Raw genomic sequence first — 13,899 nt, 5'->3', positions numbered from 1 at the left:
TAAAAGCGAAGGTTGATCCGTGACCGTAGTCCGCTGGTCATACCTCGACCGTACTCCGATGATAGCTATGATTCCTCGGAGCGAGCAGGCTCGGAAACTACTCAGGAGAGGTTCCTGGTGTGCTGGGTCGCGTGCAATGTATTCGGGTAAGAGCGAATGCAACCGGACGTCCAACTGGCGGGTACAGGGTTGAACAATGATGACCCTCAAGAAGCGGGCACAGACGGAGCGGGCATTTGATCGGATCAGGACGCTTTAAGAGAGCGAATCGGAGCTTCAAGGTGAATCATATCTATGGTTTTCTGTCGCGCCGGAAATCAGTTGGATAACCGAACCGGGAGGAGGCGGTGGAATAAGGAGCTCAAGTAGATCGACGACCTAAGCAACTAGCACAATTGCCATCTGGATACCCGACCCTCTCTGCCTGGACCATTCGTTCTACGCCCTAAAAGAAGTTCGAGCCGTACTTTAGGTTGCGATGTTGCAAGTGCGTGCCGCCTCTTGACGCCGATCGCCTCTGCACGGTGGTGCGGTTGTGCGAAAACATGGCAAGTCCGGAACTGCCCCAGACGCCCAACGTAAAACTGCAGCGGCCCCAAGTTCGAGCGCGCCAAGCTGAGTAGTTTCCGAGTCTATCGGGGCAGCTTTCAACTCCCTATCATCAAAAGCATCAACGTTGATTGATCACCGTCGAGGAAAGACGGGCCACGGAATACTGACCGCTGGGGCCGCATGTTGACGTGTAGCGTTCTCTCCTCACATGCATTACCTTTGCTCATCCTGGAGACATCATGGCAGTTATTTACGGCGACACCGAATTGCAACAGGCAGTCCTTTCCGAGCTTGCCTGGGAACCCAGCGTGATTGCTGCCCACATCGGTGTTACAGCTATTGCTGGCATCGTGACGCTGACAGGGCGCGTAGAAACCTTCGCAGAAAAACATGCGGCCGAAGCTGCTGCATCACGGGTAAAGGGAGTCGAAGCGGTCGTGGAGAATATCGAAGTCCGACTTGCCTTCGATGCAAAACGCAGCGACGGCGATATCGCAGCGGCAGTCGTGAACCGGCTAGAGTGGGATGTCGCTGTTCCGAGAGACGCGGTTGAGGTGAAGGTGGAAGACGGGTGGATAACACTTAGCGGAGAAGTAGACCGGAACTTCCAGAGAGAGGCCGCCGCTCAGGACGTTAGCCGACTTCATGGGGTAGTCGGCGTGACGAACCAAATTACGCTCAAGCCCCCTATTAATGTCTTACAGGTGCGCGGAGACCTAATGCACGCCTTAAGTCGTTCGTGGTCGGACTCCCGCAACATTAACGTAACAGCGAACGGCGCAACGGTCAGGCTAAGCGGAAGCGTCCGGTCCCCACATGACCGGGACCTGGCGGTCGCGACCGCCTGGTCCGCTCCCGGCGCTACCGCCGTGGAGAACGACCTTATCATCTCGCGTTGACGAAACCCGTATGTGAGCTCAGGTCAGCGAAATATCCTAGACGGATAAATCGCTTTCCTTATGGTACAAAAAGTCGCGTGCATACGTTCGATGCAAGAACAGGAGTCGATCATGCCTTCCATCCAACTCGAGAATGCTGCGAACGAAGCTTCGGTTTCGAGCACGCAATTCCGCGCTCAACTCCCTATGTTTCCGCATGCTTTTACGAGTCGCGCCCACGACCCGATGCCGAACGTTCACGTCGCGAAATCCTCCATCCCGCTGGACCTCAATCGTTTGGACGCGATCTTATCCACAACACGAAAGGTAAGACGCGGCGAGGTCCTGTACCGTGCGAACGATCAATTCAATAGTATCTATACCGTCCGCGTCGGTTGCTTCAAGACAGTTGTCACTCATCGGGACGGCGGCGAGCAGGTAACCGGATTTCAGCTTGCGGGCGAGACACTTGGCCTTGACGGCGTCTTCGCCGAACGGCACAACTGCGATGCGATTGCACTCGAAGACAGTGAGGCCTCCGTTATTCGCTTTGCGCTTCTGGTATCGCTGTGCCGCGAAGTCAGCTCCATGCAACACCATTTACTTCGCCTAATGAGCGGTGAGATCGTGCGAGAGTCCGGTCTCCTTTTGATGCTTGGAACGATGTCTGCCGAGCAACGCGTTGCCGCTTTCCTTCTTGATATATCCGACCGGATGAAGGCGCAGGGATACTCTCCCAAAGAATTCAATCTTCGCATGACGCGGCAAGAAATGGGCAGCTACTTAGGAATCGAACTGGAGACCGTGAGCCGAATGTTCTCAAAGTTGCAAAAGCGAGGGCTTGTTCACGTCCAAGGCAAGGAAATACGAATCGTCGACCGTCTCGGTTTGTCACGCATGTAGAACGCTGTGTCCCGTATTCTCGACGATTGCTGGAGCCTTACTTGAGCTATCGGTGGCATCGCAACAGTCGTGGCTGCAAGCCTTGGCTTATGTCGCCACGCTACAGTCCGTCGGTCACCCGCCTCTTCAGACGAAGCGCGCAGTATTCGCAACTGCGATCAAACGCCAGTCAGATATATCTTTAGGGTAGCACTGGTGAGTAGTATCCGAGGCTATCGCGCTTGAGGCCGACGGCGCATTGTGTTGCAACGAGGACTAACAGCTTAGGTGGAATCGAATATGAAAACGAATCACAGCGCAAACGCGCAAGAAACTTTGGCTCCGTCGAGTCATGAGCATGCAGCACGCCTTCACATCGACGCGTCCAGGCACTACGTCGCAGGAAAAGACTATTCGCATGCAGCACACCAAGCTCTCGTAGCACATGGTCATGCGTTGCTTGCTCTCGCCCAGGGACAGGACGTGTCCGATCATTACAGAGAAAAGGCGAGTATCGAGATGGCGACGGGCCAAGAGCCATTCTTGCATTTTGATCCCATATCGCTCGGCCCTTCCGGAATAGTGCAAAGCAGCCTGCACGTCGCTGAGCATCACGAGGCAGCAGCGGAGTTGCATGAGCATGCCGCCCGATACCTACGTCAGGCCACTAAGCATTACGAAGAAGGGAAGGTAGCGTTAGCGGCTCATGAAGCGCAAGCTGCACATGCCATTGCGCTTTGCGCGATTGATCACAGCAATGAAGCAGCAAAACATCACGCGATTCGTTGTTGTCTCGTCGAGCCCGCCGCGAAACGCGCAATCTCGGTGGCCGCCTAGGTTTCCTTTGCATCTCGCTGCAGGCTGCTCGCGTTCTGCCGGTGGCGCCGTCGGAAATCCGCCCGGGAGCCCCCCTGAACTGAAAACAGGCTTCAACCTTATGTAACACGATGGATGCTCAGCACCGCCAAAATCCCGGAAACCATTCAACAGATCTGAGTGAATCCCTCCTCCGTCGTAATCAACACGCGAAAAACGATGTTAGAAAAAATTCATAGATTATCTGAGACAGATCGCACTTCGCCTAGATGCTAAAGTCATCTATCGTTGGTCTTGTAGCTTGGTCGGTCCGTCATCCGGCGCGAGTTATCGCGCTTGCGCTCGTGCTCGCCGTTCTGAGTAGCTTTTATGCCGCCCACAATTTCAAGATCAATACTGACATCAGTCGTCTCGTCAAGGCGAATAAAGAGTGGTCTGGTCTCGACCAAGCAATGAGCCGAGCCTTTCCACAGCGCGCGCAGACGGTCCTTGTTGTAGTCGAAGCGCGAGCCCCTGAATTTGCGGACGTTGCAGCTGGTTTGCTGACCCCAGCACTGCAGAAACAACCCAAAGAGTTCGTTAGCGCCGTGCAGCCGGCCGGAGGCCCGTTCTTCGAGCACAACGGCCTGCTTTTCCTGCCACTCGACGAGGTCCGATCCACCACCACACAGCTCGTCCAGGCGCGCCCGCTCGTCAACGCATTGGCGCACGATCCGAGCGTGAGCGGACTCGCCGGCGTGCTGACAACGAGTCTGTTGCTTCCACTACTGACCGGTCAGGTGAAGCTCAGCGACATGCGCCATCTGTTGTCGCAAAGCGCCGCTGTGATCGATCGGGTGCTGGCGAACCAGCCAGCGGCGTTTTCCTGGCGTGCACTAGTCGACAAGGATGCCTCGATAGAACCAGCCCGCGCGTTCATCACAGTGCAGCCGTTAGTCGACTATGGCGCGCTTGAACCAGGCGCGCGCGCGTCGCAATCGATCCGCACAACCGCGGCTTCGCTGCAACTCACTGCACGCTACGGCGCGACAACTCGATTGACTGGCGAACAGCCGCTCGCCGACGAAGAGTTCGCATCAGTAAAGGACGGCGCGGCGCTCCACGGGGTCGCCGCTCTTGTCGTCATGCTGGTGATCCTGTGGCTCGCGTTGCGCTCGGGACGCATGATCGCAGCGGTGTTCATTGCGCTGTTCGTCGGACTCGCTGTCACGACGACACTCGGCCTGATGATGGTCGGCTCATTCAACATGATTTCAGTCGCGTTCATGGTGCTGTTTGTCGGACTCGGGGTGGACTTCGGTGTACAGTTCAGCGTCAAATATCGCGAGGAGCGGCATTCCGACGACCGCCTTGCAGCCTCGCTGGTCAAGACTGCGCACAGCATCGGCGTGCCGCTCACGCTTGCTGCGGTGGCCGTATCCGCTAGCTTCTTCTCGTTTCTGCCGACGGCCTATCGGGGGGTGTCGGAGCTCGGCGAGATTGCTGGCATAGGGATGCTCGTCGCATATGTGACCAACATCACTCTCCTGCCCGCACTATTGAAGGTCTTCAATCCGTCATGGGAAGCTGTTTCGCCGGGTTTTAAGCAATTAGCCCCCGTCGACGATTTTCTTGACCGCCACCGAAAGCCGGTACTGGTTACAACACTTGTGGTGGTGATCGGCGCGTTGCCGCTGCTGACGCATCTCCGATTCGACTTCAATCCGCTCCATCTGAATGATCCGCATACCGAATCGATGGCGACGCTGCTGGCACTGAAAAATTCGCCCGAGGCCGCAGTGAACAACGTACAGGTGCTAGCGCCGTCGCTCGTGGACGCGGACCGCATCGCTGCGCACTTGACAACCTTACCGGAGGTCGGCCGCGTCACGACGCTCTCCACATTCATTCCCTCCGACCAGCAGCAAAAACTCCTGCTGGTCGCAAGTGCCGCGCAGCAACTGCTGCCCGCCCTCACCCAAGCTCCGGTGTCCCCAGCGACCGATGCAATACGCGTCGCCGCGTTGAAGCGCGCGGCCAATCAGCTGTCGCTCGCCGCAGAGGATCACCCCGGCCTGGGTGCCGCAGAGGCCAATCATCTGTCGGCGACGCTGCTAAAGCTCGCTGCCGCTAACGCTACCACGCGCGACCTCGCCGAAACCGCGATGGCAGAGCCGCTAAAGATCGCACTTAAACAACTGTTGACGATGCTACAGCCCAGCGAGATCACGCGCGACAGCCTGCCCTCAGATATCGCGCGCGATTGGGTCTCGACCGATGGCCACGCGCTCGTCGACATTGAGCCAAAGGTCCCGCCTGGCACCGACCCAGGCGACGACACGATGCTGCGCCACTTCGCGCAGGCCGTGAAGACCGCCGCGCCAAGCGCGATCGGTGGACCGATCTCCGTCCTGCATTCGGCAAACACAATCATCAAGGCATTCCTGCAGGCAGCGGGTTGGGCTTTGCTGACAATCACGATCCTGCTGTGGCTGACGCTGCGCCGCATTGGCGACGTATTGCGCACGCTGATTCCGCTGCTGGTTTCGGCGACTGTCACGCTTGAGTTGTGCGTTGTGTTCAGCATGCCCCTCAACTTCGCTAACATCATCGCGCTCCCGCTGATGCTCGGCGTCGGCGTAGCATTCAAGATCTACTATGTGATGGCTTGGCGCAGCGGGCAGACTGGCCTGTTGCAGTCGAGCCTCACCCACGCTGTGGTATTCAGTGCGGCCACCACTGCAACCGCGTTCGGCAGCTTGTGGCTATCGCACCTTCCGGGCACCGCAAGCATGGGACGGCTGCTCACGCTGTCGCTGTTCTGCATGCTAATCGGCGCCGTGGTGTTTCAGCCCGTGTTAATGGGTAAGCCACGCGAAAAGAGTGTCTCGAAGAAATGAGCCTGCCCCGCGCGCGACGACAGCCGGAGGACCGTTCTGGACAGAGAAACCTGTCTGGATCACCTCATCATTCGCGTCGGAAAAATCAGCTCTTCCCCTTGCTGCCTTCTGAATAAGGAAACAAAAAGTGACCAAATCCAGCGATGAGAAAGTTGTGGAGCAGATAGCCAGAGAAACGCGCACATCGGTGCAAGCCGTCTCAAAGATGTATGAGGACACGATGACATCCTATCGAGACGGAGCACACATCCTTGACTATATGTCGCTTTTGGCAGCAAAAAGGGTTCGCGCAAACCTAAAACCGCCGAAACATTGAGAAGCTAGCCGCTCACCAAAAGCCGGCGGCGACCGGTACACATTGGGTCCGCTCGATCGAACCGAACCAGTGTCAAAGTGTCATTTCGGTGCAGACAGTCGCTTAAACTCACTCCACAGCATCTTGAGCTTGCCGTAGTCCTCTGCCATACGCGACGCTAGAAATCCCCTCGCATATGCCGCGCTAACCACGGCATCGGGTGCGGTCGCAGCCAGATCTCGAAGTAAGCGGTCGGCAACCGCCAAGTCATTGCGCCACCCTAAATCATCCTGCAGTTGCGTGAGCGTTGCGGCGTAATTTCGAAGCGTCTTCTTCTCATAAAGCGTGGCGAAAAATTCCATCGCGTAGCGGAGTTTTTTCGCCGCTATCCGTGCGCGATGGCGAGTGTTGGGGTCAAGGTCCGGAAGATGCCGTCCCCGCTTCATTAGTTTGCGGTGCCGTTCATGCAACGCTTCGGCCGCGAACTCGCTCACGGGTCGGCTCAGAGCATCACGCCGCTCTTCATCCAGGCCTTCGCGCCATTGCGATTGTTCAAACCAGCGCGTCACTTCAATGATGAGACAAGCATATCGGGTGCAATCCACCGCGGCTGCAGCCTCAGTACGATGTTGCCGGGCGGTTTCTCTGGCAATTCCTATCATTGCTTGCGCATCAAAGTCGCTGTGCGCATCGCCAAACGTTCCGGACAACGATGAAGTGACCAGGACTTCCCAATCACGTGCAGCGCCCAGCTTCCCAGCTATCCATTTAAGCTCCACTTCAAGGGAGACAGGAAAGACTATGAGGGGTTCGACCAAGTCGAGCGCTGAGCGCAGACGTCGAATGCCCACGCGCATTTGATGAACCGGTTCGGCATCGGCGCTTTTTATGACGCCGAGTTCGTTACCCTGAATTTGTGCAAGGCAGTTCTGCACGATGCATTCAAAGGCGGCCTCGACCGTATCTTTTTTCCTCAGCTCAACTGGCTGGGCCCCCGTCGCCGCGTGGGACATTGGGCGGATCAAGTTGTAGCCGCGCTCGCCTTTGCTCAGAGTAGCGATGCGCATCGGAACCGCTCTTAACAGGTCCAACGCGAGATGATAAAGACGATCTGGCTTACCATTCTTGAGCTCCAGTTCGATTTCCTGCAAAACCTCGGACGAGGAACCACTTTCAATAACGCCATCGTCAAGCGCGAGTTCGACCTCATCTCCATCCGGGAATCGCAGGGACAAGACGGTACGCTTGACCGTGGTCGTGAATTGCGGAACGAGAGCCGTACCTACGTCGGTCATTGCCAGGAGTCTGGCGACAAGTGATTTTTTTGGGATGCAGTTTCGGAGCACGTTGATATCGGGCGCATTCGCGTCTACGGGCGTCTCGTACTCTTCTCGGACATACATGCCTGCTTTGGTCGAGCCTTCTGTCTTGAGCGTCTGCACAAACGCATCGCTGATGGCTCTTACGCGTAGGGCAAGACCTTGTTCGTGGAAGATCAGGTCTTGGGTATCAAAGTAAGTGCTGACAAGGTGCTCGGTTCGAGGCGGCCGCTCCAGCAAGGGGACCAGCACTGGCAGCAAACGAATCTGCTTGAGTTGGTCTTTACTTGCTTGAAGCTTGATTTCGCGTTCCATGTACGACTCTCCGTTTGTCGAGGCCCGCTGTTTTGTTGGCCGAATACGAGGCTTTCGCGAGAGGCTTTCGCGATCGCCCGGCGTTGCCCGCAGCGCCGGGTTTGCAACCAGAATAGCCATCGGCCAGCACCACGAGGAATAAGGAAGAAATCGTGCCATCTATGCCCGCTTGCAACTGCCGCAGCGGCGATGCCGGCGCTCACATCGCCAGAGCACCCCTGCCACCTGGATCGCCACAACCGCTATGGCACAAACGACCTGAGCAACATGCAACGGTTTTAGCGAGTTGACACTGATGGCACAGCGTTGGAATCGGTTGGCGCCTTGCCGCTGTTAAGTTAATCGCGCCAAGACCGGCCTATTTTGGAGCATGGATGTCTCTAGGACCGGCAACGTTGCTCTCGCATGCTCGGCATTGTTGCTTGTGACTTGACGGGAGTGCGGTCATAGACGGAAGTGATCTGGACTGCAGCGCTAACGTTGGCGCTGCTCGGAAAGCTGCAATCATCGGGCGACTGCGTCTGACTAGCAAAGCGCCTTAATTCTATTGCAAGCGACTCTAGGCGCTCCCGCGGCGACCGACCGTGGGGACATCAAGGGTTTCCCGCGCAAACCAGGCTTGCGTCCCGATCTGCCCAAACGAAACTGTCCGAACGAAGTGAGAGTCATCCTCGAGACAACCGAGCCAGGTCGGAATATCGGGCCACCTTCATTCAACGAATCTAAAATAACCACTGTGCAGCGCTACGGGCATCACGCCGAGCTCGGTGAAAATCCGCCTTGCCGCTACGTGGATGGCATGGATATGCGCTCCGAATGCTTTTTTGAGATCCTCTTCAAGAACCGACCTCGCACCAAAATGGTCTTCGAGTGCCTCGGCAGTAATAGTACATTTGAGGCGGACGCCGTCGACTACGGCGGAAAACGCCAAGGCAGGGTCAACTGCACAGTAAGCGGGACTTTCAGGCGGGAAAGAGATCTTCATTGTGATCCACTCAACGATTTATCTGCATTGTCTTTATAACTTGGTTTCGAACACTCCCAAGCACACTTGAATTTTTTCACGGGCGATTTTAATAAGGTCGGTGCTCCAATCATTTATGTCGAATGCGAAGGCAGCAAGACGTCGGACCCCGAACAATTGCCAATTCATGAGATTCGTGCATCTGCAAGGTAAGAAGACAGATCTGCGACCACGGCGAGTTGCACGAAGCCTTGTTCAGACAGGCATATCTGAGCATAGGCACGGCAGAAACTCACACCGTGACATTTGTCAACTTGATGAGAAAGAGCGTGGCCTGGAGATCGCGAGGTTTTGAAAAAAAATGAACGGACAGTCGTTTCTTTGCCAGCCGCGCAACTTGCACGCCACAAGCCTGCCTGCCCGCCAAGCACGACATACGACCCGAAACTCGTTGCAGAATCCGGTCGTTCGAACACTTTGGCAGCAATGCGTCTATCGCGGATTCGGGGTGCGCCGAATGACAACCTCCAAGCTCTAAACATTAGCCCCCTGTGGCACTTCACCCTTGCAACCTCTACCTTAAAGCAATCATCCGGACCAAAGTCGAGCACCTGTTCCTGGTGATCAACAGCAATTTGGCTTCCTCATGGTGCGCTACCGAGGATCGAAGAAAACACCGCACAGTCACAACGCCGTACGCAACGGCTTTCACCATGACGATATGTGACATCCTGAGGGCTCGATTTAGTCTGCCGAGTCCCCGTGCGCCGGAAATTGCGAGCGGGCTTTTCCGTCGGGAAGCGGCGACCATGCCGGGCGGACATTCTGCGCGGAATCAATGACCACAAGATAGTGTCCTGCCCATGGGGTCGGGTCACGCCTGGGCTTTAATATCCATAGCGATTCACCCGCAGCCACGCGAGCCTCATAGTCCGCGTCGAGGATGCCGTGATGATCAAAGAATACATTGAGCGCTGCGGGGATCCGGACGCAACCCTTTGAATGGCGAATACCGAGGACAGGCTCTAGTTTGTCTGGGTCGGTTGCATGCATCTGAAAGCGCATCTGAGACATACCGCCCTTTCCCCAGCCACGTTCACCCTGAGCCCAACCGAGATCGTAGATACGCATATCGCGCGCTCCGTAGCCGCGGATCTTGAATTCGTTGAGCGTCCCTTCCGAGCGAAAGTCCATGTTGCGCGGCGTATGTTCGAAAACACCCAGCGGCGTCGTGAAATGGTCGTAGGTTCCGGGAAGACCAGTTGACACAGGTGTAGCACCAACCATATGCCAAGTGGCATCAGCCTTAGCCCGGAAGTAGATAAACAACGCCTGCACATTTTGGTTGCGATCGACCAGCACTACATACTCGTTCGCGATCGCGCCAAGAGACTTTCCCTGCAAAGCTTGTTGCAGCCTGGAGCCGTAGAGCAATTGGTCAGCCGGAGGCACGGTCAATCGTCTCTGTACTTCGTCCGTGAAAGCCTTATCCATCTCCGACGCACCTGTAGCATCAAGCTCTTCGGACTGTGCGACATTGGGCGAAATCGCGTCGGAATTTTCAGCCCCAGAAACTGCAACCTCCGATGCCCCCACAACGCCGATGGGATTGCGTAGCGAAGTGTGGATCATAGACGGATTGGGCGAATCCCGACCGGACGTAAAGTCACTCTCCAACGAATAGATATCACCAGCCACGTAAGAGACACGCGAATCTCGCAAAACCCACGGTGTTGGCATCGCCCCGACTTTTAGGGCACGTTCGGTATTGTGCCGCACATACGGCTCGTGGGTCACCGCGGTGTCGTGGGCTCCCGTCACTGCACGGTAACGCATGTTGAACGACTGCTCTCCGTAACTGTCTCGCCAACCACTGCTTGCCCCGTCGATTTTCTGGGCTACCATGAGAACCGCTGTTGCCGCTAAGACAGTAGCGCCAATCTGAGCCCAAACAATTCCGTTTTTCACTTTAAGCTCCGGCACATCTGTGTCTATTCCTCGGTTCGCACTGGCATGCCATCATAGTGGCAAACGTGGCATGAACGGTAGGTTCGGAAACTACGCAGACTGGCGCTCACGTCAGGCGAAGAAACGATCCTCTAAATTTGGTACTCCATTCGCCTTGCGTCGGGGGCGGCCAACCGTCTTGGCCCGAACTCGGGCAAGCTTCCTCGCGCGGGCGATGCGGTGACATCGATTCGCGCAAGGCAGGCTGTGATTTGTGAAATCTTTGAAACGGGCTCGCATGATCGTCACGACTCCAGCGAGATCCAAGGTTTTTCGCAAGATGATTTAAATTGCCGGGATACTGACTAACCCCTGAAGATGTCGAACGGCTCTATTTTAAGTACCTTACGCACTCCGATGTAACTGGAGATACCGGCTATCAGAACGACCATGCCGAATGCCAGTGCCAGGTTCCAGAACGTCGTGATCGCAGCGTAGTTAGGCAACAGGCTTCGAGTAATCGAGATCGTCAGTGTCACGAGACCAACCCCTAGGCCGTAACCAGTCAACGCCGTAAAGGTTGCCATGAACAGGATCATGTAGACCAGTTCGCGGCCCTTTGCGCCGATCGCTTTCAGCGCACCGAATTTATCCAGGTTTTCCAGGATAAAGGTGGGCGGTTTCAAGGGTGAAGTGCAACAGGGGGTTCAGTGTTTAGAACTTGGAGATTGGCTTGCTGAAGCAAGGGTTGCAGCGAAGACTTCGAACGGAGAATGGAACGCGTGAGTGGCGCGCGGCCGGCTATTCAGGCTGTCAGCGATCGCGTCGAGTTCGTCCTGACTGTAGACCGATAGGTCCGTACCTTTAGGCAAATACTGGCGCAGCAACCCGTTGGTGTTTTCGCAAGTACCGCGTTGCCAAGGACTGTGCGGGTCGCAGAAGTACACATTCACGCCGGTGGCGGCGGTGAGTTCCTGATGGCGCGACATTTCTTTGCCTTGGTCGTAGGTAAAGCTTTGCCGTAACGGCGCAACAATCGAATTAAGTTTGGCGGAGAAGCCTGCGAGCGCTGAGGCGGCGGTGGCGTCCTCCATCTTGGCAAGCAGCACCAGGCGGCTGGTGCGCTCGACCAGAACGCCGACAGAGGATTGGTTGTCCGCACCCTTAATGAAGTCGCCTTCCCAGTGACCTGGCAGCAGGCGGTCTTCGATTTCGGGCGGTCGCACGTGGATACTGACCATGTCCGGAATCTGTCCGCGCCGGTCCGTGCCCCGCGCGCGTGGCATACGCGTGCTGTGGCCGTGGCGCAAGCAGGCAATAAGTTGGCGGCGCAGTTCACCGCGCGGCTGAGCATAGATCGCCGTATAGATGGTTTCGTGCGAGACGTGCTGGTTCGAGTCGGTGGGATACATGCGCTTGAGTGTGCCCGATATCTGCTGGGGCGACCATTTCCACTCAAGCAGGGTGAGAACGATGCGCCAGCAAACGCTTTGCGGGCAAAGCTTGGCCCGAGGACGCGACGCACTGCGGCGTGCGCTGCAAAGCGCCGCAGCGGGCACCGACGTGTAGCCAACAGAAGAGCTGTTTCGCATTAACTCGCGGCTGATAGTTCCCGGTGAGCGCCCGAGTATGCGGGCCATGGCCCGCATACTCGAACCCTGCAGATGCAAGCTTGCAATGGTTAGGCGTTCTTCAGGCTGCAGTTGTTGGTAAGAAGTTTTTTCGGACATTGCGACACCTTATACGAGGCAGGTGTTGCAGTTCACTTTTGAGGCCGCCCTTTCAAACAAACCAAGGGCAACATGACCGTTGAGGCTTGTGTTCTGCCGTCTCCCGGTGAGATGTTCAAAGGCGCAATCCGCGTGACAACGGTTCGTGACACGAAGTCGATCGAGAAAGTGACGGGGCGCGGCTGTGGCCGCCCGATGCGTGACGCCGACGCCGCATTGGCCATGGCTGAAGCTGCCGCCAGACAGATGATCGGCGCCTAAGCTTTTATAGCCCAGACCGCTGCAAGTGGGCGTCCATTCGCTCATGGGGCAGTGCGCTCCACTTCCTTGCAAGATCCAGTTGCTCGACACGGTCGATCAGCGCCTGAGTGAAGACGCGAATTTTGGCGGGCTGGTGGCGCCTGCTCTGGTAAGCAATATTGATGGTGAGACGGGGTAGTTGCCAGTCTTCAAGCAGGGGCACTAGACGGCCGGCCACAATATCATCGTGAACAATGTACAACGGCTGTATGACGATACCCATGCCGGCGTAGCCCGCCGCGCAGATCACCTGTCCCTCGTTCGAATCCAGGGTGCTCGTGATCGGAATCTCGCGGCTTTCTTCTCCCCGCATGAGATGCAGTACGTGAGGATCCAGCGCAAGGTTATAGATGAGCATCCGGTGGCTCGCAAGGTCCTCGGGTGTCTTGGGCCGCCCATGTCTGGCCAGATATCCGGGCGACGCTGCCAGTATTCGCCGCGTCTCGGCCAGACGCCTCACCGTGATGCCGGAATCGCCCTCGTGCTCACGCGTGCGAATGGCCACGTCGATCCCCGCTTCAATGAAATCCGGATACCGGTTGGCCGCCACGATCTGCACGGATAGTTCCGGATAGTGCAGGCTGAACTCGGGCAGCCACGGCGCGATATGCATCATCGCGAACGAGACGGAACTCGTGACACGCAACGTGCCGCGCGGGTTCAGCGCGGCGTCGCCGGCAGCAGAATCGGCCTCGGCCATCTCCGCCAATATGGTGCTGCAGCGCCGGTGGTAAGCGCGTCCAGCATCAGTCAGCCAGAGCCGGCGCGTGGTTCGCTCGACCAGCCTTGCGCCCAGCCGCTCCTCCAGTGCATTCAACGTCCGGCTGGCCGCCGCGTTCGACATGTTCAGTTTCTCTGCTGCTTTCGAAAGGCTGCCCGTCTCCGCGGTCAGGACAAAAAATTCGATCTGGGTGAATCGGTCCATATGGGATTCTTCCGCAGGGTGGAAATATCATTTCACTATAGCTCGTTTTATTCCAGCGGACCAAGGGTTAATATCGGCGGAATCAGGCTCGCTGATC

General features: G+C 56.7%; 11 protein-coding genes and 1 pseudogene. 6 read left to right on the top strand and 6 right to left on the bottom strand.

Features of this window, described 5'->3' with window-relative positions; genetic code table 11:
• Positions 1 to 791 precede the first annotated feature (791 nt).
• The 5 genes from BSU04_RS20410 to BSU04_RS20390 all read left to right on the top strand — a co-directional run bounded on the left by BSU04_RS20410 (position 792) and on the right by BSU04_RS20390 (position 6,323).
• A complete protein-coding gene (locus BSU04_RS20410; RefSeq protein ID WP_089162329.1) occupies positions 792 to 1,451 on the top strand; it encodes a BON domain-containing protein in 660 nt (219 codons plus the stop codon).
• Between the two features lie 225 nt (positions 1,452 to 1,676).
• Positions 1,677 to 2,333 (top strand): helix-turn-helix domain-containing protein, encoded by a 657-nt coding sequence (locus BSU04_RS20405; RefSeq protein ID WP_256983119.1) that lies wholly within the window; start codon positions 1,677 to 1,679, stop codon positions 2,331 to 2,333.
• Between the two features lie 279 nt (positions 2,334 to 2,612).
• Positions 2,613 to 3,149: a hypothetical protein gene (locus BSU04_RS20400; protein WP_089162328.1), complete on the top strand. Its 537-nt coding sequence runs from the start codon at positions 2,613 to 2,615 to the stop codon at positions 3,147 to 3,149.
• A 248-nt stretch (positions 3,150 to 3,397) separates the two neighbouring features.
• Positions 3,398 to 6,007, top strand: coding sequence for an MMPL family transporter (locus BSU04_RS20395; RefSeq protein WP_089162327.1), 2,610 nt, complete (start codon positions 3,398 to 3,400; stop codon positions 6,005 to 6,007).
• A 127-nt stretch (positions 6,008 to 6,134) separates the two neighbouring features.
• Positions 6,135 to 6,323, top strand: a complete 189-nt coding sequence (locus BSU04_RS20390) for a DUF3562 domain-containing protein (protein ID WP_089162326.1) — start codon at positions 6,135 to 6,137, stop codon at positions 6,321 to 6,323.
• Between the two features lie 80 nt (positions 6,324 to 6,403).
• Here the strand turns inward: BSU04_RS20390 and BSU04_RS20385 are convergent, their stop codons facing one another.
• The 5 genes and pseudogenes from BSU04_RS20385 to BSU04_RS20365 form a co-directional block, all read right to left on the bottom strand.
• Entirely contained in the window at positions 6,404 to 7,936 is a 1,533-nt protein-coding gene (locus BSU04_RS20385) for a CYTH and CHAD domain-containing protein (protein WP_089162325.1), read from the bottom strand.
• A gap of 709 nt (positions 7,937 to 8,645) precedes the next feature.
• Positions 8,646 to 8,921 carry a DUF1488 domain-containing protein gene (locus BSU04_RS20380; protein WP_062001862.1) on the bottom strand — a complete coding sequence of 92 codons (276 nt, stop codon included), beginning with the start codon at positions 8,919 to 8,921 and terminating at the stop codon, positions 8,646 to 8,648.
• A 723-nt stretch (positions 8,922 to 9,644) separates the two neighbouring features.
• A complete protein-coding gene (locus tag BSU04_RS47755; RefSeq protein WP_256983114.1) occupies positions 9,645 to 10,868 on the bottom strand; it encodes a L,D-transpeptidase in 1,224 nt (407 codons plus the stop codon).
• 344 nt (positions 10,869 to 11,212) lie between these two features.
• A pseudogene (locus BSU04_RS20370) lies at positions 11,213 to 11,521 on the bottom strand (ABC transporter permease); the annotation flags it as partial.
• A 33-nt stretch (positions 11,522 to 11,554) separates the two neighbouring features.
• Positions 11,555 to 12,577: an IS30 family transposase gene (locus BSU04_RS20365; protein WP_089162324.1), complete on the bottom strand. Its 1,023-nt coding sequence runs from the start codon at positions 12,575 to 12,577 to the stop codon at positions 11,555 to 11,557.
• Positions 12,578 to 12,649: 72 nt separating this feature from the next.
• On the opposite strand from BSU04_RS20365, the gene BSU04_RS45580 reads away from it, so the two are divergent.
• Complete coding sequence (locus BSU04_RS45580) at positions 12,650 to 12,838, top strand: hypothetical protein (protein WP_144021295.1); 189 nt, start codon at positions 12,650 to 12,652, stop codon at positions 12,836 to 12,838.
• A 4-nt stretch (positions 12,839 to 12,842) separates the two neighbouring features.
• Here BSU04_RS45580 and BSU04_RS20360 read toward each other — a convergent pair whose 3' ends face one another.
• Positions 12,843 to 13,802 (bottom strand): LysR family transcriptional regulator, encoded by a 960-nt coding sequence (locus BSU04_RS20360; RefSeq protein WP_089162323.1) that lies wholly within the window; start codon positions 13,800 to 13,802, stop codon positions 12,843 to 12,845.
• Positions 13,803 to 13,899: the final 97 nt, after the last annotated feature.

This window comes from Caballeronia sordidicola (assembly GCF_002220365.1).
Classification (GTDB): Bacteria; Pseudomonadota; Gammaproteobacteria; order Burkholderiales; family Burkholderiaceae; genus Caballeronia; species Caballeronia sordidicola_C.
The sequence above is the reverse complement of the archived record's forward strand: the minus strand, read 5'-3'. Positions and strand labels throughout refer to the sequence as shown.